The sequence below is a fragment of the Novosphingobium rhizosphaerae genome (assembly GCF_050920675.1).
Lineage (GTDB): Bacteria > Pseudomonadota > Alphaproteobacteria > Sphingomonadales > Sphingomonadaceae > Novosphingobium > Novosphingobium rhizosphaerae.
Genome location: NZ_CP137861.1, coordinates 3,531,178 through 3,552,416 on the forward strand (window position 1 = coordinate 3,531,178; position 21,239 = coordinate 3,552,416).

At 65.7% G+C, this 21,239-nt stretch carries 18 protein-coding genes and 1 tRNA gene; 4 read left to right on the forward strand and 15 right to left on the reverse strand.

What is annotated here, in order from left to right; genetic code table 11:
• Positions 1–53: 53 nt before the first annotated feature.
• On the reverse strand, positions 54–2,153 hold the full coding sequence (locus R9J51_RS16015) for a TonB-dependent receptor (RefSeq protein WP_179505059.1): 2,100 nt from the start codon (positions 2,151–2,153) through the stop codon (positions 54–56).
• 397 nt (positions 2,154–2,550) lie between these two features.
• On the opposite strand from R9J51_RS16015, the gene R9J51_RS16020 reads away from it, so the two are divergent.
• A tRNA-OTHER gene (locus R9J51_RS16020) sits at positions 2,551–2,629 on the forward strand.
• A 480-nt stretch (positions 2,630–3,109) separates the two neighbouring features.
• Here R9J51_RS16020 and R9J51_RS16025 read toward each other — a convergent pair.
• The 13 genes from R9J51_RS16025 to R9J51_RS16085 all read right to left on the reverse strand — a co-directional run bounded on the left by R9J51_RS16025 (position 3,110) and on the right by R9J51_RS16085 (position 18,223).
• Entirely contained in the window at positions 3,110–3,517 is a 408-nt protein-coding gene (locus R9J51_RS16025; RefSeq protein ID WP_179505060.1) for a RidA family protein, read from the reverse strand.
• 30 nt (positions 3,518–3,547) lie between these two features.
• A complete protein-coding gene (locus R9J51_RS16030) occupies positions 3,548–4,039 on the reverse strand; it encodes a VOC family protein (protein ID WP_169474780.1) in 492 nt (163 codons plus the stop codon).
• Positions 4,040–4,153: 114 nt separating this feature from the next.
• On the reverse strand, positions 4,154–5,566 hold the full coding sequence (locus R9J51_RS16035; protein WP_179505061.1) for an FAD-dependent oxidoreductase: 1,413 nt from the start codon (positions 5,564–5,566) through the stop codon (positions 4,154–4,156).
• Positions 5,563–5,865: a (2Fe-2S)-binding protein gene (locus R9J51_RS16040; protein ID WP_179505062.1), complete on the reverse strand. Its 303-nt coding sequence runs from the start codon at positions 5,863–5,865 to the stop codon at positions 5,563–5,565. Before R9J51_RS16040 ends, R9J51_RS16035 begins: the two co-directional genes overlap by 4 nt.
• Positions 5,862–7,085 (reverse strand): FAD-dependent oxidoreductase, encoded by a 1,224-nt coding sequence (locus tag R9J51_RS16045; protein ID WP_179505063.1) that lies wholly within the window; start codon positions 7,083–7,085, stop codon positions 5,862–5,864. The genes R9J51_RS16040 and R9J51_RS16045 overlap by 4 nt, the downstream gene beginning before the upstream one ends.
• A 2-nt stretch (positions 7,086–7,087) precedes the next feature.
• Entirely contained in the window at positions 7,088–8,014 is a 927-nt protein-coding gene (locus R9J51_RS16050) for a dihydrodipicolinate synthase family protein (RefSeq protein ID WP_168555335.1), read from the reverse strand.
• A 160-nt stretch (positions 8,015–8,174) separates the two neighbouring features.
• Entirely contained in the window at positions 8,175–9,620 is a 1,446-nt protein-coding gene (locus R9J51_RS16055) for a sodium:solute symporter family protein (protein ID WP_179505064.1), read from the reverse strand.
• Positions 9,617–9,850, reverse strand: a complete 234-nt coding sequence (locus R9J51_RS16060; protein WP_168555337.1) for a DUF3311 domain-containing protein — start codon at positions 9,848–9,850, stop codon at positions 9,617–9,619. The genes R9J51_RS16055 and R9J51_RS16060 overlap by 4 nt, the downstream gene beginning before the upstream one ends.
• Before the next feature lie 111 nt (positions 9,851–9,961).
• Positions 9,962–10,879, reverse strand: a complete 918-nt coding sequence (locus R9J51_RS16065; RefSeq protein WP_432787582.1) for a LysR family transcriptional regulator — start codon at positions 10,877–10,879, stop codon at positions 9,962–9,964.
• A gap of 31 nt (positions 10,880–10,910) precedes the next feature.
• A complete protein-coding gene (locus R9J51_RS16070) occupies positions 10,911–13,496 on the reverse strand; it encodes a glycoside hydrolase family 3 C-terminal domain-containing protein (RefSeq protein ID WP_179505065.1) in 2,586 nt (861 codons plus the stop codon).
• A gap of 65 nt (positions 13,497–13,561) precedes the next feature.
• A complete protein-coding gene (locus tag R9J51_RS16075; RefSeq protein WP_179505066.1) occupies positions 13,562–15,814 on the reverse strand; it encodes a TonB-dependent receptor domain-containing protein in 2,253 nt (750 codons plus the stop codon).
• A gap of 282 nt (positions 15,815–16,096) precedes the next feature.
• Positions 16,097–17,020 carry a fumarylacetoacetate hydrolase family protein gene (locus tag R9J51_RS16080; protein WP_169474788.1) on the reverse strand — a complete coding sequence of 308 codons (924 nt, stop codon included), beginning with the start codon at positions 17,018–17,020 and terminating at the stop codon, positions 16,097–16,099.
• A 75-nt stretch (positions 17,021–17,095) separates the two neighbouring features.
• The gene (locus R9J51_RS16085; protein WP_168555341.1) at positions 17,096–18,223 is read right to left on the reverse strand and encodes a cupin domain-containing protein; all 1,128 of its coding nucleotides are present in this window, start codon (positions 18,221–18,223) and stop codon (positions 17,096–17,098) included.
• A 117-nt stretch (positions 18,224–18,340) separates the two neighbouring features.
• On the opposite strand from R9J51_RS16085, the gene R9J51_RS16090 reads away from it, so the two are divergent.
• Both R9J51_RS16090 and R9J51_RS16095 read left to right on the forward strand, forming a co-directional pair.
• Positions 18,341–19,297: a carbon-nitrogen hydrolase family protein gene (locus tag R9J51_RS16090; RefSeq protein ID WP_179505067.1), complete on the forward strand. Its 957-nt coding sequence runs from the start codon at positions 18,341–18,343 to the stop codon at positions 19,295–19,297.
• A gap of 3 nt (positions 19,298–19,300) precedes the next feature.
• Positions 19,301–19,963, forward strand: a complete 663-nt coding sequence (locus tag R9J51_RS16095; protein WP_179505068.1) for a flavin reductase family protein — start codon at positions 19,301–19,303, stop codon at positions 19,961–19,963.
• Positions 19,964–19,975: 12 nt separating this feature from the next.
• On the opposite strand, the gene R9J51_RS16100 is transcribed toward R9J51_RS16095, so the two are convergent.
• A complete protein-coding gene (locus R9J51_RS16100) occupies positions 19,976–20,326 on the reverse strand; it encodes a hypothetical protein (protein WP_179505069.1) in 351 nt (116 codons plus the stop codon).
• A gap of 14 nt (positions 20,327–20,340) precedes the next feature.
• Here R9J51_RS16100 and R9J51_RS16105 point away from each other — a divergent pair, with 14 nt between their 5' ends.
• The gene (locus R9J51_RS16105) at positions 20,341–21,195 is read left to right on the forward strand and encodes an autoinducer binding domain-containing protein (protein WP_179506522.1); all 855 of its coding nucleotides are present in this window, start codon (positions 20,341–20,343) and stop codon (positions 21,193–21,195) included.
• The last annotated feature ends 44 nt before the right edge of the window (positions 21,196–21,239 follow it).

Sequence of the window (21,239 nt, forward strand, 5' to 3'; positions counted from 1 at the left end):
CTGCTAGGGGAAAAGGCCGGCGGCGGGGAAAACCACCGCCGGCCCGAACCCGATCAGAACTTCACGCCCAGTTCCACGCCATACTGGCGCGGCGCGTTGTAGCTGGCCAGCGTGGACGTGCCATAGGCGTGGGCGCCCACCGCCATCGGCGTGCGCTCGTTGCTGAGATTGCGGCCGATCGCGGAGAGCGCCCAGGCCCCGCGCTGCAGCGTGACTTTGGCATTGAAGAATGTCTTGGGCCCGGTTTCGAGCGAATTGGCCACGTCCCAATAGACATTGCCGCGGTGCGCCATGTCACCGTGCACGACCAGCGTGAATGCGTCCGACAGCGGCGCTTCATAATCGATCCCCGCCTGGGCGGTGAAGCGGTAGATCTGCGGAATGACGTGGTCGTAATAGGTATCGGGGTCTTCGGGCAGGTACGATTTGATCTTCACGTCGGAATAGCCGACTGAACCCGACAGGCTGAGCCCGCGGGTGGGCCGGATCGTCAGTTCCGCCTCGGCACCCAGGACCCGCGTCTTGTTGATGTTCGAAATCGCGGTGTAGATGCCCACGCCTTCGACCACGCGCGAGGTGGAGAACTGTTGCCCGCGGAAATCGGTGTAGAACAGCGCCCCGTTCAGCGTCACCATGCTGCCGGCCAGATTGCTCTTGAACCCCAGTTCGTAGTTGTCGGCCGTTTCCGGCTTGTAGGTCAGGAACATCTCCGCGCTGCTTGGGTTGAAGCCACCCTTGCGATAGCCGCGCGAATAGCTCGCATAAGTGAACAGGTCGGGCGACCACTTGTACGATACCGAAGCCTTGCCCTGCGGTTCGGAGAACTTCTGCTTGAGCTGCTTGGGCCCGGTCGAGGCGGGATCGAGATCGTCGTAGGTCTGGTGCTCCCAGTCGTAACGGAAGCCGCCGGTCAGCTCGACCCGGTCGGTGATCTGGTAGGAAACCTGCCCGAACAGCGCGAAGGTCTTGTAGGTCCGCTTGGTATCGCTGTGCGAGAAGAACACCGGCGGATTGCCGGCATAGCCATAGTTGCTGGTGTAGAAACGCCGCTCGTCCTGATAATAGCCACCCACGTTCCACTTGAGCGGCCCGGCGCCGTTCGAAGTCAGGCGCAGTTCCTGCGACCAGGTTTCGTCGAGGAAGAAGACGTTCTGCGTATAGTTGTCGGCCGCCGAGAAATCGCCGTCCGCCGTGGTGTAATCCCGCCCGCGCGAATAGGCGGTGATCGCCGTCAGCGTGGCGAAATTGGGAATGGTCCAATCGCCCTTGAGCGAATAGGCGCGCAGTTTGGTCCGAACGATGCCCGGCTGGTTCTCGCTGGGATTGGGCACCGTATCGCGGAAATCGACATCTGGCACCGGAGCCAGCCACAGGCCGCCGACCTTGCTGTCGGTGGTCGAGGCGCTCAGCGCCAGCGTGAAGTCCGCGGTCGGCGTGAAGATCAGCGATCCGCGCGTGGTCACGCCCTCGCCGAAATCGGCATTGAGCGGGTTGGCCAGATTCTTGATCAGGCCATCGCCTTTGTAAGCCGTGGCACCGAACGTGAAGTAGAGCTTGTCCTTCACGATCGGGCCGGAAATGCTGCCGATCACCCGCTTCTCGTTGCCCGAGAGATATTGCGCCGAAACACTGCCGGTGAAATCGTTGGTCGGCTTGCGCGTCACGATATTGATCGCGCCGGCAATCGCACCGCCGCCATAGAGCGTGCCCTGCGGCCCGCGCAGGATCTCGATCTGCGAGACGTTGACCAGTTCCTGCTGAAAGAACATCTGGCCGGGCTGGACCACCCCGTCCACCACGGTGGCAAAGGGAAATTCGCCGTCGCGGCCAAGGGTGGTGAAGCCCCGGAACGATACCGTCTTGTACCCCGGATAGAGCCCGTCGAGCACGACGAGGTTGGGCGTCAGGCGCACGGCGTCCTGCAGGGTGCGCAAGTCCGAATTGGCGATCTTGGCGGCGGTGACCACGCTGATCGGGTCGGCCACGGTCTGCGCCGTCTCGTTGCGCTTGCGCGCGGTGACGGTGATTTCATTGGGCGCGAGCGTGTCGGACGCGTCTGCCTGCGGGGCTGCCTGCGCAAGGGCGGTCGTCGGCGCGAGAGTCGCCGCCGTGAGGGCCGCTGCCGATATCGCTGTCAGATAGTGCATCTTCATGATCAAAACCCCCATGAGCCAATTCGGTCGGCACCACCGCACCGGACGGCACGTGCCACGTGCTATTGCTGCTCCTGCCTGCGCCGTACGTCTTGCCGCGCACGGTCGCATCGCTTGCGGCACGGCGCGCCCTTCGCGCGCACCGGGTGAACCGCTGCCTGGGTGCGATGGTCACAGCAATGGCACGCGGGATCAATGCGATCGCCATCCCGCTTTCATTGTCGCTGGCGCAAATTAGGTCGTGGGGATCAAGGCAGGCTGCCGCTTTAGGAAAGTGCCCGCGTCCGGACTGCCGAGTGAATTTATGGGCACGCGGAGGCGCGGATATCCTATTTGTCCGGAATCGCCCCAGTTGCGGACATTGTCTTCTCGCCCAATCCAACGATAGAGTAGACCCGCCAGCGTGACGGAATTGGTAGACGTATCGCAACAGCGATCCCGGCAACGGGTGTGGGTTCGATCCCCTACCGCTGGCAACTCTCGCCCACTTGCGGACCATCGCCATATCGACGAAAATAGTCCCGATGGATCGTTCCCCCTTGATACACCGGCAGGGATGGCGCGGAGCGGCAATCGGCACTCTGATAGCGCTTGCGGCGATCGTGGCTGCGGTTTGGTTAGGGGGAGCAGGTCACGGCTCTTATGTCGCTGCTCGCGCACTTTTCCCGTTCTCTATGCTTCTGACGTTGCGCGAACGGAGCATTGGGCCAATTGGGATCGGCGTGGGTCTGGCTCAGTTTCCGCTGTACGGCACACTGATTGGCAGCGCCATAGCCACAAAAAATTACCGCGCCGTTGGTGTTGCGGCGGCTGCCCACCTCGTTGCCAGTCTCGCCTGTTTTTCGGGAACCCTGAGTGCTTTCGCTTAGCGAACGAATGACCGCTTCCCACCACTTGACGACAAAGGCACCGTCGCCGTGCAACGGTGCCTTCGCGCGCAAGAACAGGGGTTGGCGTTACGCCCGAATGGTGGCGATCGCTTCGATCTCGATCAGGAATTCGGGCATGGCCAGCGCCTGGACGCCGACGATGGTGTTGGCAGCGGGCATGGCACCGCCATAGAACGCGCCCAGTTCGGGACCGATCGCGCCCAGCATCGACACGTCGTAGTTTACCACGAAGGTGCGCAGGCGCAGCACTTGCGCCGGGCCGATGCCCAGCGAGTCCAGCACGGCCTTGATATTGGCCAGCGCCTGGCGCGCCTGAAGGCCCACGTCGCCGACGCCGACGACGGTGTAATCCTTGTCCCAGGCGACCTGCCCGGAGAGATGCACCGTGCCGGTGACCTCATCCAGAGTGGCATGGGAGAAACCGTATTGAACGCTGGGATAGAGCGTTTCGGGATTGATGCGGGTGCTGGTCATGTCGAATACACTTTCGCGAGGTTGCAACGATCAATCGACCAGTTCGAGCTGGTGGCCCCACGGGTCCTGAATATAGAGGTTCTTCTTGCCGGCGAGCGGGCCTTCGCTGATCTCGATCACTTCCATCGGCGTGCAGCCATGAGCGGCGAGATAGCGCGCGGCCTTCTCGACATCGTCGACCTTGAGGCCCAGGTGATGGCCACCCCAGTCGCAGTTGCGCGGCAGCACGGCGCCGCGATCGGCGGGCTTGTCGTATTGCACCAGCTGGAAATTGAGATTGGGCGTCAGCTTGAGCATGATCAGCCGCAGGCAGGCGCCTGGCACGTTGACGTGCGCGGCCATCCAGTCGCGGCCATCGGCGCCCACCGGAATGTCGGCCGCGTCGATCGGCCCCATGCGGAACAGTTCGCTTGCCCCGAGCACGTCGATGTAGAATTTCGCCACGGCATCGGCATCCTGGACCGTCCATGACACATGGTCGGCCTCGATGAAGACGGGACGGTCAAGGGCGGGCTCGGTCATGCGCATCTCCGGGCTGGGAACGGCTGTCAGCCTAAGCCGGGCCTTGTGCGCTGCAATGGCGGGCCTTGAACGAAAATGTTGCGCGCCGCGCAACATCCCGGGCCCGCGTGCCGCTTATGCGGGCCCGTCCAGCATGTCCGCGATCGAAACCGCGCGGGCGGGGAAGCGCGCGCGAAACCCGGCGACGTCGCGCTCGGCACAGCCGCGCGCAGCGGCAATGCGGCGGATCAGCGCATGTTCGCAGCTGCGCCCCTGGCACAGGCCCATGCCCGCGCGGCAGCGCAGCTTGATCGCACTGGCACCATAGGCCTGGCCGAGATGGCCGGCATCGGCAATCGCGGCATCGACCGCGCCGGCGGAAACATCCTCGCAGCGGCACAGCAGCGTTTCGCCCGCTGCCTCGGGCAGAAAGGCACACGGATCGGCAACCGCCCGCAGCAGGTCGATGAAGCCCTGCATCCGCGCGCGGGCGCGGCGCACCTGGCGCATGGCACGCTGCGCCGCCGGCTCGCCCAAGGCGCCGGCATCGCGCGCCATGCCGATCCCGGCCAGGGCGCCCTCTGCCATGGCGGCATCGCTGCCCGCCACGCCGGTCGTCTCGCCCGCGACATAAAGACCAGGCACGCTCGCGCGCATCGCATCATCGTGCACGGCTTCCCAGCCGCCGGCCGGACCGGACCAGCGCACCCGTGCGCCGATCTGCCGCACGAGATCGGCTTGCGGCAGGAAACCATAGCATTGGGCAGCAACATCGCAGGCCAGGGCCTCCTCGCCGTGGGTGCCGGCAATCACCACCCGCATCACGCCCTGGTCCGATCCTTCGCAGCGCACGACAGGCGCGCCGAAACGCACCGGCACGCCAGAACGTCGCAGCGCGGCAAGGCCGGCTGCTGCCGCCAGCAGCGGCGCGGGCGTCCACAGCGCGCGGGCCAGATGCGCCAGCGCGGCCTTGGCGATCACGGCAAAGGGCTGGGCAAAGCACACCGCATCCACCCGTCCGCCCGCCGCCACGATCTGCTGCGCCAGCACGATCATCAGCGGATGGGTGCCGAACAGCACGATACGCTGGCCAGGCAGCACCTGCTGTGCCTTGACCAGGGTCTGCACCGCGCCCGCGCTCATCACGCCGGGCAGCGTCCAGCCCGGCAGCGCCACCGGCATGTCATAGCAGCCCCCCGCCACCAGCACGCGCCGCGCCCGCACGTCGCGCAGGCCCTCGCACCCATCGGACAGGGAAAGGACGAAACCGTCCGCCTCGGGCGCAATGCCCAGCACCGAAACGCCGCCCCGCCAGTGGAGCGCCTTGTTCGCCGCCACGCGCGCGAGCAAGGCGCGCGCCTGGCGGTAGGGCGCACCATCCAGCCAACCGGCCACCGCGAACGTAGCGGGCGGCTGGCGGAGGATCTGGCCGCCCGGCCGCTGCTGCTCGTCGACGATGCAAGTGGAAAGCCCGGCCGCCAGTGTGCGCTCGGCCGCCGCCAGCCCGGCGGGACCGCCGCCGACGATCGCCACGTCGTAGGCGCTCATGCCGCCGCCTCCGGATCGCCGGTGGCGATGCGCAGGCCCGGCTCGACCGGGACAAGGCACGCCCGCAGCCGGCGCCAGGGCCCGTCTCCGCGCGCGATCCACACGGTGCATTCAGCGCAAGTGCCCATGTTGCAGAACATCCCGCGCGGCCGCCCCCCGCGATCGTCGCGAAACCGCCGGGTGTCCGAAGCCAGAACCGCCACCGCGACGGTTTCACCCGGATGGGCGCGCAAAGCGACTCCGTCGATCAGGACCGTGATCGACGCCGGGCGCGCGACATTGTCTTCGACCCGCTTCATGGCAGCACCGCAAAGGCATCGAGGTGGGCAAAGCGGCGCGGCTGGAACAGCGCCAGCGGCCCGGCCCCGATCCCCTGCGCGCTTCCTTGCGCTATCGTCTGCGCGAGCAGGCGCGCCAGCACCGGGCCCAGCGTGAACAGCGAGCCGCCCGCCGCGACGAACAGGCCTGGCGCCGCTGCAATCTCGCCCACGATCGGCAGCTGGTCGGCCGAAATGCAGGTCGTGCCCGTCCAGGTCCGCAGCAGCGCGCGGCGCTTGAGCAGGGGCATGACGCGCGCCGCCACGGCCAGGTTGGCGCGCAGGTTCGCCCTGTCCATAATCGCGGGCTGGTCCAGATCGGGCGTGCCGTCCGCGCGCTTTGCCAGCCGGGAAGCCCAGCCGCCGCCGATCAAAAGGTTGCCGTCCTCGGTCTGCTTCATCGACAGCCGCGCGCCGACATGCTGGATCAGGTAGGGCAACACCGGCTCGGTCCGGTCGGTCACGCTCATCATCAGAGGCGCGGCATAGAGCGGCACGTTGAGCCCGAGCAGCCCAGCCAGGTGCGGCACCCGGTGCCCCGCCGCCAGCAGGACGCGCGGCACCTGGACGGCAAGCGCGCCATCGGGCCCGTCGAGGGTGACACGATAAGTGCCATCGCGCGCCATGGCCATGGCGGTTACCGCCGTGCCGGTGCGGATCTGCGCGCCCTGCGCCTGGGCACCAGCGGCATAGGCATCGACCAGAATGCGTGGATTGGCATGGCCTTCGCTTTCCAGCCAGGCCGCCCCGGCCAGCGCCGGCGAGAGACAGGGTGCCCGCGCGCGCAACTGCGCGGCATCGAGCAGTTGCGTATCGAGGCCCAGCGCGTTCTCGCGCGCCACCTTGAACGCGAGCAGGTCCATGTCCGCTTCGGTTTCGGCCACCATCAGCCCGCCGTGCATGGCCACGTCGAGCGGGCGGCCCAGCAGGTTTTCCAACCCGCGCCATTCCTCGATCGCCAGGCGGTTAAGCGTGACGATGCGCGCGCCGTCGGCGGCAGCCTGCTCGCCCTGTTCCAGGAAGCGGCGCTCGATCTGGAAATGCAGCGAGCCAGCGTTCTGCCCCGAAGCGCCGGCATTGGGATGCCCGCGCTCCACCAGCAGGACCTTGAGCCCCAGCCTCGCCAGATGCCAGGCCGAAGCCGCACCGACGAGGCCGCCCCCGACGATCAGGATATCGAAGCTGGTGGGTACGGCCGCCATGGTCAGATCATATCGAGCTTTCGCAGCGTCGCGGCAATGCTTTCGCGATCGGCCTGGCTCACCGCCAGCAGCGGCTTGCGCACCGCGCCGCCGGGCAGGCCCATGGCATCGAGCGCCGCCTTGAGAATGGCGGGGCCCGAACCGAACCGGCCGATCAGGTCTGGCGTGTACCATTCCTCCATCAGCACGCGGTCCTTGCGCCCGCATTCGCGCGCGCCCTCCACGTCGCCGGCCCAGAGCTTGTCGTAGAAGCCGGTCTGGTTGCGCCCCAGCACGCCGCCCGCACCCATCGTGCCATCGCCGCCGTGGACGCGCAGCATGGTCAGGCCCAGTTCGTCCATCGGGAAGCCGAACACGCGCACCTGCTCGTGCAGCGCAAAGAAGGTTTCGGCAAAATGCGTGAAGCGCGGCGTCGATTGCTTGATCGCCACCACCGCGTCGATCTCGGCCAGGCGGCGCAGCAGATCGAGCGGCATGTCCACGCCCGTGCCCGGCGGCCAGTTGTAGACGCAGATCGGCAGATCGATCGCCGCGCCGATTTCCTCGTAGAAGGCGACGATTTCTTCGCCGCGCGGGCGGATATAGGGCGGCGGCGTGATCAGCACGCCTTCAAAGCCGCAGGTCGCTGCATGCTGGGCGTAGGCGATCGTCTCACGCGCGGTGAAGCTGGAACAGCCGGCGATCAGCGGCAGGCGCTTGCCCATCTGCGCGCCGGCGACGGTGAAGAGGCGCGCCCGCTCGGCCGGGGTCATGCTGGTCCACTCGCCGGTCGTGCCGGCCAGCACCAAGCCATGCATGCCCTGGTCGACCAGCCATTCGAGCAGCAGGCCGATGCCCTGATCGTCCAGGCCCTCTTCCCCGAGGAACGGCGTCGTGATCGCAGGGATGTACCCCCGCCAGTTGACCCGCGACCGCTTGCTGACTGCCATTCTTGCGTCCTTGTTCCTGACCTGCGCCGCCCCGGCCGAGCTTTTTTGAATCCCGGCTCGGTTGCCCGCTTTCATCACGACCGATGCCAGCGGGTCAGGTTTCCAACAATGGCGCGTATCGGGCGAATGCGTTGCATCGTGCGCAACGTAAGCGAAGCGCTCAGGCGGACGGCGCAGGAAGTGGCCTGCACAACGAGACGGCCACCGTCACCACGGCATTGGCGATCAGCGCCACCAGCCCCATTTCCCAGTGTGGAAACCACCGGCCGGCCAGCGTTCCCAGCATCGGTACCCACAACACGGCATAGCCGGTCGCCAGCCCGGCCAGCACCGCCGCCGCGCTGGTCCGGCGCAGCAGGAATGCGCAATAGACCCCCGGCGCCAGCATCCCGATCGCCGCATAGGCAGAGAGCCCGATCTCGACCAGCGAGCCGCCGGCGCCGAGCGTGAGGTAAAGCGCGATGCCGGCAAACCCGATCATCGACAGGCGCGATACCAGCAGTTCGCGGCCCTCGTCCATCGCCGGCACCAGCGGGCGCACGATGTTGCGCCCAAAGATCGCCCCGCAGGTCAGCAGCAGCACGCCGCCCGGAACCAGCGCCAGCAGCGATGCCGTGCCGGCCAGCAGGCCAAGCATCCAGGCCGGATAGCGTTCTCCCACAAAGGCCAGCAGCAGCGCATTGGGATCGCCGCCGGGCGCCTGCGTTCCGGCGAGCAGCGCGGCAAAGCCCAGCAGGATCACGAAAAAGTACGAGAGCGAATAGATCGGCTGGAACACCGCATTGCGGCGGATCGTGTCGCCGCTGTCGGCCGAAAAGCACAGCTGAAACATGTGCGGGAAGATATAAGTCCCCAGCGCCACGTTGATCGCCGAGGTCACCAGCCAGGTGACGTCAAGCCCCAGTTCTGGCTTGAGGCCGGGAAAGCGCACCGCCTGGGGAAAACGCTCCGCCACGGCGCTGAACACGCCTAGGATCGAACGCTCGCCCACCGCGTCCGCGATCGTCGCTGCCAAGGCGATCACCACGATCAGCATGAGCACGTCCTTGACGCCGGCGGCAAAGGCGGCCGAACGCAGCCCGGCCAGGAACACGAACAGCAGCATCAACACGACCGCGACAAGCGCCGCCGCCGCCGGGCTGACTTGCGGCCCGGCGGCAAGCCGCACCACCAGCGACAGCGCGGTCAGCTGAATCTGGACATAGACCACCAGCGCCACCAGCCCGGCAGCGGCGACGCACACGCCCAGCCAGCGCGCACTATAGCGGTGCGCGAAGAAATCCGCCTGCGTCACCAGGCCGTGCTGGCGGCCATAGGCGTGGATCAACGGCGTCAGCCAGTATCCCACCGCCGCCGCCAGCGAAACCGAGCAGAACGCCAGATAGGCCGGCGCGCCATAGGCCCAGGAAAAGCCTGAAATGCCCAGCACCGCGAATGTCGTATAGATTTCGCCGGCATTGAGGAACCAGAACACCAGCGTGCCCAGCTTGCGCCCGCCTAGCGCCCAATCCTCCATGCTGCGCGCGCGTTGCTGCCGGAGGCGGCCGTAGAGCATTGAACCGGCCACGGTGCCGCCCACGATCAGCAGGATCAGCGCCAGGATCATGCGCGTGCCCCGCCCTTGCGATCGATGCGATAGCGCAGCGCCAGCACCAGCGTGGCGAACACGATGCCCGCCATCTGCCAGGCCATGCCGAACGGCAATCCCAGCGGCCGCAGGCTCACCCCGTTGGCCCAGGGCGCCAGGCCGAGCTGCCACACGAAGGGCAGCAAAAGCAGGCAATCGGCTTTGCGCAGGCCGCCATCGGCGTTCGGGTTGTCCACGGAATCTGTCATGCTGGCGGCCCTGGTTGTGTCGCGATCAGCCTGACCAAGGCGGCCGTTGCATTCAATGACGAATTCTGCGCGCAACCGTTGCGATCAAACGAACGTTCGCGCGCCGTCGGTTCAGCGCTCGCGCCGCACCGGCTTGTTCCACTGGCGCAGCTGCGCCTCGATCCGCTTGAGCAGCCGCAGCGGCGCGCCTTCCAGCTGGCGGCCGGAACGCAGGACCAGACTGGTGGTCGTTTCCTCGATCGAATCGTCGGAGATCGGCACGCTCACCATCGTGCCTTCGATCAGTTCCGACCACACCGAAATCTGCGGCAGGATGGCCAGAGCCGTCCCCGCGCGCACCGCGTCCTGCATCACATGGATGGAATTGGAGGTGATCAGCGGCTGGAGATAGACTTTGTAATTGGCTTCGGCGGTGCCCAGGATCTGGCGGATGCGAAAACTCGCCGGCGGCAGGCAGAGCGGCGCGGTCGCCAGCTCGGCAATGGTCACGGTGGATTTCTGGGCAAAGGGATGGTCGGGCCGCATGATTGCCATCAGCGGCTGCGCGATCACCGCGCGCACGTGGATTTTCATGTCGTTGGGGGTGGAAAACACCAGGCCGAAATGCGCCTCGTCATCGGCGATCATGCGCAGGATTTCCTGCGTCGAGCCGGTCAGGATATCCAGCCTGATCTGCGGGTTCTGTTCGGAAAACTGGCTGACCAGCCCGGTGAAGGACTTGCCGGCAAAGCCTTCGCCGATCGCCGCGGTGACGTGGCCGGTGCGCACCGACCGCAGTTCCTCCAGCTTGGAACGCAGCGCCTCGCGATCGGCCAGCTGGTTGCGATAATGCGCGATGACGATCTCGCCCGCATGGGTCAGGCGTACGCCGCGCCGCCCCTTCTCGATCAGCGCCAGGCCATATTGGCTTTCCAGTTGGGCGATCTGCCGGCTGATCGAAGAGGGCGCTACGTTGAGCCGGTCGCCCGCCGCCCGCATCGAGCCGGCATTGAGCGCTTCCAGCAGGTACCGCATTCCGGCTTCGGACAACGCCCTCTCCTTTCATGCCGGCCATAGCAGGTCAGCGCGCGGGATCGAAGTCCCTCACCAGGCGAATGTCCCGCGAGCTCGCGCCCACCGCGATCCGGTACGTCCCCGTGGCCATGCGCCAGTCTTTCGCGGCTTCGTCCCAATAGGACAAGTCACGTGACGCAAGCGGAAACGACACCGTCGCCGCCTCACCCGGTGGCAGCGAGACGCGGGCAAAGCCCTTGAGCTGGCGCGGGGGTTCGCCCGCCGCCGCCGGCATCGCCACATAGAGTTGCGCCACTTCGTCGCCCGCGACGCGCCCGGTGTTGCGCACGTTCACGCGCACCGTCCAGCCCTGCCCGTCGCGCACCAGCGTCAGGCCGGAATAGCCGAACGTGGTATAGGACAGCCCGTGGCCGAACGGATAGAGCGGCGCGATCCGCTTGGCATCGTACCAGCGATAGCCGACCAGGATGCCTTCGTCATAGCGCGCGGTCGTGCCGATGCCCGGATAGCGCGCGGGCTGGTCGGTGGGGCCATGGGTTTCGTCGGCCGGAAAAGTCACCGGCAGCTTGCCCGACGGATTCGCCTTGCCGGTGAGCAGCGCGGCGATTGCATCAGCGGCCTGCTCGCCGGGATACCAGGCCGCAAGGATACCGGCGACTTTGTCGCGCCAGGGCATCAGGACGGGGCCGACCGTGTGCAGCACCACCACCGTGTTCGGATTGGCGGCAGCAACGGCCTCGATCAGCGCATCCTGGTCGCCCGGCAGCCGCAGGTCGGTGCGGTCCGCCCCTTCGGAGACGTGATCGGCGACGAACACCACCGCCACCTGCGCCTGCTTCGCGGCCGCGACGGCTTCGTCGATCAGCGTGCTGTCGGGCGCCTGCCAGCCCAGCCGCACTTCGTTGGCGGACAGCGTCGGCGCGTTGGAATAGGCGAGGTCGAGCGCGACGGCTTTGCCCGCTTCCAGCCAGACAGTGCCGTGGGTGACGAGGCGGAAGCTCTGCTTGGGAATGGTGACGACGCGCTGGCCGTCGATGGTCAGCGCCATTTCGCCCCCGCCGTTCAGCGAAAAGCGATAAGTGCCGGTGTGCCGCGGGATGAAGCGCGCAGTCCAGCGCGCCGACCACAGCGCCGGCAGCCCGGCAACGCCCGCCTTGAGGCCTGCCTCGGCATAGTCGATCGTTGCTTCCTTGCGGGTGACGACCGGCTGCCCGCTCCAGTCCGGCGACGCGTAATAGCGCGCGGTCAGGTCGTGAAACGCGCTGGCCGGCATAGCCGGCAGCGGCGCAATGCCCAGAGTGCCACGGGCATAACGCACCGCAACGCGCGGTCCCAGCGCCGCTTTGAGCGCATCGAGCGGCGCCCGCACCCCGCCGATGTCCTCGGTCTTGACGAAACCGCCATAGCGTTCGGACGTCTGCACATTGGCGCCGGCATCGTCGCCGATCACCGCCACGCTCGCGACTCTCCCCGGCCGCAGCGGCAAGATCCCGCGCGCGTTGCGCAGCAGGACGGTGCCTTCCTCGGCGATCCGCTCCGACAGCGCCAGATGCGCCGGATCGCGCACGTCGGCATTGGCATTGCCGGTTACCGGCCGATCGACCAGGCCCAGGCGGAACATCGGCGTGACGATCCGCGCCACCATGCCGTCGATGTCTGCCTGGATGATGGCACCGCGCGCGCGTGCCGCCTTGAGTTCCTTCACGCCGTAGAATTCGGCGAAGCCGAACGGGCTCACCCCGCCCGGCATCGAGATATCCAGCCCGGCCTTGACCGCCGCCACCGTGCTGCGATGGGCAAAGTACCAGTCCGCTACCACGAAGCCGTCAAAGCCCCAGGTCTTGAGCTGGCCCAGCGTTGCGGGGTTTTCGCAGGCATAGCGGCCATTGACGCGGTTGTAGGCGCACATGATGGAGCCGGCCCTGGCCGACTTCACCACGGACTCGAACGCCGGGAAATAGATTTCGTGCAACGCCCGCTCGGGCACCAGCGCGTCGGTCGCTGCATAGGCCGGGCCGTCGCCCAGGCGCAGCCATTCCTGGTTGTTGGCCACGAAGTGCTTGGGCGTGGCGATTACGCCCACGGACTGGATACCGGCAGTGATCGCACTGCCCAGCTGGCCGGCCAGATAGGGATCCTCGCTCAAGGTTTCGGCCAGGCGGCCCCACTTGGGCGTGCGGATGATATTGATCGTGGGCGCGAGGACGACATTGCGCCCTTTCCCGGCATGCTCAGTGCCCAGCGCCTGGCCATAGGCCTGCATCAAGGCGCGATCGAACGTCGCTGCACCCATCACCGGCGCGGGAAACTGGGTCACGCCTTTCATGCCGTTGCCAACGCCCGCCGGCCCATCGCCCATGCACAGGCCTGGCAGGCCCAGGCGCGCAATGCCGCTGATATGCCCGACACAGGCATTGACGCCCGTGCCATTGGCATCGAGTTCCGTATCGCCCTGGAGCAGCCGCAGCTTCTCCTCGTCCGTCATTGCCGCAACCACCAGCGCGGCCCGCTCTTGCGGCGTGCGGGCAGCGTCCAGCCAAGGCCGATCCCCGCCGCCACCCTCTGCCGCCGCCCACGCCGGCGACGCGCAAAGCGCAGCACTGAGAATGGTACGGGCGATCCCGGAAAGCATGGCTTTCCGGGATCGGGCAACCAACTGCGACCCGTAGGGAGAGAACGGGGTGGTTGCCGCCATGGTCAGAACTTGACCATGGCCGAAAGGCTGACGGTGCGGGGACGATTGGTATAGTATCCCAGCGGATAGACGCCCGGGACGATCTCGTTGAAGTTGATCGTCGTCTGGTCGTTGAACAGGTTCGTGACGTTGAGGTTGACCGACCAGGGCCCCTTGTTGACACCGGCGCGCAGCCCCACCAGCCAATAGGAGGGCAGCGTCTGGTAGTTGCTGATCGTCGAATTGAACTTCGTGGCCGTCGAACCCTGGTAGCTGGCATCGGCACCGACCGACCCTATCAGGCCCGAAGCGTCGATCGGCGCGGTATAGGCAATGCTGGCCGAACCCGTCACTTCCGGCACATAAGGGATGCGGTCCCCCTTGCGGCCGGTGCTCGCCACGGGATTGTCCCGTGCCAGCTTGGCCGTGTTGTAATTGCCCGACAGGTTGATTTCCAGGCCGTGGATCGGATGCGCCTCCAGCGTCATTTCGAAGCCCTTGACCGTGGCCTTGCCGCCGTTGCCGGTGTATCCGAAGGAAACCGTCCCGTCCGTCGCTTGCTCCGAAACCTGGATGTTCGTCCAATCGATGTAATAGACCGCACCGTTCAGGAACAGCTTGCGATCGAGCAGAGTGCTCTTCACGCCCCATTCGTAGCTCCACAACGAGTCCGAGCCATAGCCATCGGGGATCACCACGTTGGCCAGCGCGGCAGCGGTCTGGTCGTTGGTGCCGCCCGAACGATAGCCCTGAGCGATCTGGATGTAGGTGTTGACCTGGCTGCTCAGCTTGTAGGCCAGGTTGAAGCGGCCGATCAGGCCGTTGTCCTTGGTGTGGAGCACGGGGCCAGCGCCCGCGCCGGTGCCGCCGCCGAACGCGACATTGGCCACCGAGACCTGCTCCAGCTTGAAATCGAACAGGCGGCCGCCGGCGGTGAACGTCAGGCCGGGCACGAATTCATAGCTCGCCTCGCCGAACAGCGCGCGTTCCTTGATGCGCGTATCGACCGTGCGATCGAGGAACTCGCCCGCGTTGGCCGGAATGTTGCCGGTCGAGTCCGCCTTGGGCCAGGCGCTGTGGTAAAAGCGGTTTTCGTTCTGGAAGAACCCGCCGACCAGGATCTGGAACGGCCCGTCGAAGCTGGAGGCGAAGCGCAGCTCGCCACTGTCCACCCGGCGGTGCTTGTCCTGCTTGAGCGCGCTGAGACCGGTGGTGCCATAGGGCAGGCCCAGGAACGCCTGCGCCGCCAGCGACGCGTCGCGCACGAAGCTGGTGTCGCGCACGAAGCGCGATACGGTGCCGGTAAATGTGCCGAACGGCTGCTTGTAGTTGACCGTCGCGTTGTAGATCTCGCTCTGGTCGCCATAGGGCGCGCGCACCTGGTCGGCCTGGTAATGGGCGGGCAGCGCATTGCCGTCGTAATCGAGCTTGTTGTAGTAGTTCTTCGCGTCCTGGTGCACGTCCTGGTACATCGCCATCAGGTCGACGGTCAGGTCGGGCGTCGCCTGCAGCCGCGCGGAAAGGCGGCCGGCCTTGCTCTTTTCAGCGTTGGCGCCTTTCTGGAAGCGGTTGTCGATCCAGCCGGGCAGATCGGCATAAAAGCCGGAGGCGCGCACCGCGAAGACGCCCGGCACGATCGGCAGGTTGACCGCGCCATCGGTCTGGAGGCCCAGCGAGGCGCCCTTGGTGGCGCGCAGCGCGGACTGGGCATAGCCGCTCACTGCGTCGACGTCAGCCTTGGTGGTGATGTAGCGGATCGTGCCGGCCATCGAGGACGCGCCGAACGTCGTGCCCTGCGGGCCCTTGAGCACTTCGACCCGGCTGATATCGAACAGCTTGATGTCGGGCGCCTGGCCGCCGCCGTCCTGCGAGTTCTCGCCGGTGATTACCGTCTCGTCGAGATAGAGCCCCACGGTGCTCGCCCCGGCGGAGTTGATACCGCGGATCACATAGCGCTTATCGCCCGGACCTTCGTCCTGGACCGAGAGCGCAGGCACCGCATGATAGAAATCGGCAAAGTCGATCGCGCCCTTTTCCTTGAGGGCTTCGCCACCCAACGCCTGGACCGCGATCGGCGTATTCTGGATGGTGGTTGACGTGCGCTTGGAGGCGGTGACGACGATGTCGCCGCCGGTGCTTTCGGTCGTGCCGGCGGCTGCGTCCTGCGCCAGGGCGGGCGTCGCGCCCAGTATGCAACATGGCACGCAACACAAGGCGGTGCCGGCCAGGAAACCGGAAACGGACAGCGTGCGCGACCTGCTCTGCTTGATGCTCATGGAATCCCTTTCCAGATTTTATGCTTTTACCCGGCGCGACAGCAAGTGTCCCCACATTCACCGGACAGGGCAAAGCTCCCATGCGCGCGCTTGCGCTTCAATGCAGGCCAATCGCGAACTTCGTTGCGAACAGAGCAACGCACTCTAGGCGTCAGTTGCCGCCATAGGTGCGCCGTGCCACGTCTTTTTCCAAAACGGGCTCCATTCGCGCCGCAATACCGGCGTCACAAAAAAGAAGGGGGCCAAAGCCCCCTCCCCTTGCGCGATTCTGGTGGAAAGGCTTCAGGCCTTGACCACCGGATGGCGCAGCGTGCCGATGCCTTCGACCGTGGCGACGATCGTGTCGCCTGGCCAGACCCACTCCTGCGGGTCCATTCCGGCGCCCACGCCCGCCGGCGTCCCGGTGGCGATGATGTCCCCCGGCTCCAGCGTGATGCCCTGGCTGATGTCGGCCACCAGCTCGTCCACCTTGAACAGCATGTAGGCGGTGTTGCTGCGCTGCTTTTCCACGCCATTGACGGTCAGCCACAGGTCCAGCGTCTGCGGATCGGGAATCTCGTCGGCCGTCACGATCACCGGCCCCATCGGCGCATAAGTATCCTGGCCCTTGGAATAGATCCACTGGCCGGCGCGGCGATTGTCGCGCGCGCTCATGTCGATGCACACGGTGTAGCCGAACACATGGGCCAGCGCGTTCTCGCGCGCCACGCCCTTGGCGCGGGTGCCGATCACGGCGGCCAGTTCCACTTCCCAATCCAGCTGCTGCGTGATGGCGCCATCGTGGCGGATCGGTTCGCCCGGCGCGATGACGGCCGTCGGCGGCTTGGAAAAGATCACCGGCTGGCGCGGCAACTCGGGCGAGGTATCGAGCGACTTGGCGCTTTCGGCGACGTGCTCGGTATAGTTGAGCCCGATACCAAAGATGTTCTTGCGCGGGCGCGGAATGGGCGCAAGCAGCGTGACGTTGACGAACGGGATGGCCGTGCCCAGTGGAAACAGACCGTCGGCCTCGGCAATCAGCTTGCTCGCCAGGGCCACCGCCTGCGGACCGAGGTCGATGAATTCCAGCATGGTCGCGGGAAAGGGCACGCCCATTTCCGCGCCGAACGCTTCGAGATCGAGGACATGTTCGCCGCCCTGGGCCGAGACGAGCGCGCCGAGGCGGGCTTCGGCTTCGACATGGGCGCGATAGGTTACAAGACGCATGGGAAATCTCCCTGTTGGATCAGGTGCAAAGGCTGCGAATGGTTTCGGCGCCATCTGCGCCGGCCGGTTGTGGCGTCAGGCCAGTACGGGCTGGTGCCCGCCGTTTTCGGCCAGGGCTTCCTCGCGATAGAGGCCCAGCGCGCGCATCACGGGCAAGTCGTTGAACGTGAACAGGCAGGCGTCCTCACGGTCGGAAGCATTGGCATGTTCGTGCCAGGCCCAGGCCGGCACCACGAAAATGTCGCGCTCCTGCCAATCGAAGCGCTGGCCGTTGATGATCGACCAGCCGCTGCCCTTGGCGCATTGGTAGACGAAGCTGCCGGTCTGGCGGTGCGCCTTGGTCCGCTCGCCGGGGCGCAGCATCTGCATCGAAGCGCCAATCGTCGGCATCACCGGGCCGCCGGTATGGGGGTTGACGTATTCCATCATCACCCCGTCATAGGGTGAACCGTCGGTCACCCGCGCATAGTTCGAGAGGGCCTCGTAGGTCGGCGCCCATTCGTATTTCAGCAGCGGCGAATAGGCCTTGGACCAGGCCATGCCCGCCGGGCGCAGGCCAGTGCCGGCCCAGGTGGCGGTAGAATCATCGACCGGGTGCGAGACGGCCTGCTGCAAGTCCGGATGGACTTCGTAGAAATTGGCTTCCAGCGCGTTCATCAGCGGAATGTCGAGCCCGTCCTGCCAGATGCACGCGGTGCCGTCCTCGGCCACCCCATGTTCGTGCCAGGTGCCGTTGGGCGTGAGCACGAAGTCATTGGCACCCAGCGTCATCTTGTGCCCGTCCACATTGGTGAACGCGCCCTTGCCCTCCATGATGAAGCGCAGCGCCGAGGCCGAATGGCGGTGGCTCGAAGCCAGTTCGCCCGGCCCCATTACCTGTAGACCGGAATAGAGCCAGCCGACCGCCGCCACCACATCGGCCCGCCCCGGATTTTCCAGATAGACCACCCGCCGCCCGGCTTGCTCGGGTGTGACAAGGTCGAGAGCGCGCATCACGTCGTCACGCAATTCACGATAGCGCCAGATATAGGGGATTGAGGTCGAGACCGGCTGCCACGGCTCGATCTTGTTGGCCACCGTCCAGAGCGCCCCAGTGCCCAGTTCGCGCAGTCGCCCGTAATAGGCCACCAGTTCGGGCGTATCGGCCACATTGGCGCGACCGATCATGTCCTCACGGTACTGGTCGTAACTTTCCGTGGCCATGGTCCGCCTCTGCAACTGGTTTCCAGAGGCCTAAAAGAATTTGGAGAAACTGTCAAATGCAAGTATTATCGGCTGCGAAGAGACCAGATTTCCTGAGTTTTCCAATGTGGAGCGCCAATGAATCAGCCCTCTTGCCACGCGGCCCCATTCAGGGCCGCCGTCGTCCAGGCCGCCTCGATTCCTACCGATTCCATGGCCTCGGCCGCCAAGGCCGCCGACCTCGCGCGCCAGGCTGCAGCCGGCGGCGCCAGCCTGATCGTGTTTCCCGAAGCGTTCCTGGGCGGCTATCCCAAGGGCGCTTCGTTCGGCACGCCGGTCGGCATGCGCAAGCCACAGGGCCGTGACGATTTCCGCGCCTATCACGCCGCCGCCATCGATCTGGACGGACCGGAAGTGGCGCTTTTGGCCGAAGCGACAGCCGAAACCGGTGCTTTCGTGGTGATCGGCGTGATCGAGCGTGATGGCGGCACGGTCTATTGCACCGCGCTGTTCCTCGACGGCAAGAAGGGCTTGGTGGCCAAGCATCGCAAGCTCATGCCCACCGGGGCCGAACGCCTTATCTGGGGTTTCGGCGACGGGTCGACCCTGCCGGTCATAGACACGCCGCTGGGCCGGATCGGCGCGGTGATCTGCTGGGAAAATTACATGCCGATGCTGCGCATGGCGATGTACGATCAGGGCATCACGCTCTATTGCGCGCCAACCGCCGACGATCGCGACAGCTGGGCCGCCACGATGCAGCATGTCGCGCTCGAAGGCCGCTGCTTCGTGCTCTCTGCCTGCCAGCACATCACGCGCGGCGCCTATCCGGCCGATTACGACTGCGCGCTGGGTGACGATCCCGCCACCGTGCTGATGCGCGGCGGATCGTTGGTGGTCGATCCGCTGGGCCAGGTGCTGGCCGGCCCGGACTTTTCCGGCGAAACCATTCTCTATGCCGATATCGACCCCGGCCAGGTCGTGCGCGGCAAGTATGATTTCGACGTGGTTGGTCACTATGCGCGCCCTGACGTTTTCGAACTGGCAGTCAATGTCGCGCCGCGCCGGGCGGTTTCGCGTATCGGCGGGGAATAGGTCATGGAATTCGATTTTGCCAAAGTCAGCGCCGCCGATCGCTACAAGCTCATGGGTTCGTCGATCACCCCGCGCCCCATCGCGTGGGTCACCACTGTCTCCGGGTCAGGCGCGCGCAATGCCGCTCCATACAGCTTCTTCAACATGATGGGCGCCGATCCGCCGCTGGTCGCACTGGGCATGATGCGCCGGCCCGACGGCAGCTACAAGGACAGTGCTGCCAATATCCTGGAAACTCGCGAATTCGTGGTACACCTCGTCTCCGAGACCGACAGCGCGGCGATGAACTTTACCTGCATCGACGCACCGGCCGAATTCGACGAACTGACAGCAGCCGGTCTGCCCACACTGCCGTCCAGCGCGGTCGCCGTACCACGCATCGCCAGCGCGCCCGTTGCGATGGAATGCCGTCTCCATGAAGCGGTCGAAGCCGGGTCGACGACCATTGCCATCGGCAAAGTGCTTCGCTTCCATATCGACGATGCCTTCATCGACCCCGAGCGGCTGCACGTCGACACATTGGGCATGAACCTCGTGGCCCGCGTTCATGGTGCCGGCTGGTACGCACGTACCACCGACCTGTTTCAGATGACCCGCCCCACTTTCGAGCAATGGGCTGCCACGGCGGGGGAAGAGGACCGGGATATGGCGACACCCCCGCGTTAAGGCCGCGGCCAATCAATCCAGCCAGCCAAACGGTCCTTGTCTTTCCACAATGGTCGCTGCGCCAGTGGCCATTACCAAGCGCGCAAGATCGGATACCATTGGACAGGCGTGTTTCACCAATCCGGTTCTTATCGAAACCCCATTCTTGCTGATTTTTTCTTTTTCGACACCATGATACGATGCGTCCGCGCAACCGTAGGGAGAACAGGCGATGCCACGCCGAACTGCTCGCCCGCCGTGATAAGTTCGATCGGGCATAGCAAACGTTTCCTGCAACTGGGCAACACGGCAGTGTGGAACTTTGCCGACAATGCTCCTTTTCAGGCGATCACGATTGGAGCTTGGGCAGCCGATCCGTGCCATCGCGCGGTCAAGTCATGCCTTTGCATCTCACCGAGGAATTGTCCCACGACATCACCCAAGCGTTTGATCTTTCCAATTTGCATAGCGTCGTGCAGCGGGCCAGCAGGCGCATGGGCTTTGACCATTTCGCGCTCAATTTCGATCTTCATCAGCATCACGCATCGCCCGATGGCGTGCTGCTGCACGACTATCCCGATACCTGGGCGCAAGTCTACGTGGCGTTCGACCTGGCCGGCCAAGATCCGGTAAGGCGAGCGTGCGACAAAAGCCTGACCGGTTTTGCCTGGCGGGACCTGCCCCATCTCATCCCCATGACCAAAGGCGATCGCCAGATGCTGGCCATAGGTCGCGAGCTCGGCCTTGCCGATGGCTATACCATCGGCCGGCATCTTCCCGGCGAATCAAGCGGCTCCTGCAGTTTCGTCGTGCGCGCCGAGCGCAGCCTGCCACAAGGCATGCTGATGGTTGCCGAGCTGATCGGCGCTCTCGCCCTCGCCGCAGCACGCCGCCTCACCGTCGGACCAGCCACGCCGCCGCCGGTCCGGTTCACGGATCGCCAGCGCGAGTGCGTGCTGTGGGCAGCGCGCGGCAAGACGGCCTACGAAACCAGCATCATTCTAGGGATCAGCGAGGAAACGGTCATCCAGCACCTCAAGATAGCGCGTGAACGCAGCGCGCTGCATTCGCGCTCCGAACTGACGTCCTTTGCCCTGCGATTGCGCAAGACCATCTACCCCACGGACCCGGCGCTATCGTGGAGCTACGCCTACCAGCACCGCGCCGATGTCGAAAACCGTCTCAAGCAGGCAGGCGTACGCATTGCCGCCTATCTCAATACCGTACTCGATCCAGGGGCCACGGAACCCTGAAGGAACAGCAGGTTCCAGCCGGTGGCCCGATGGATTTTTTGCAC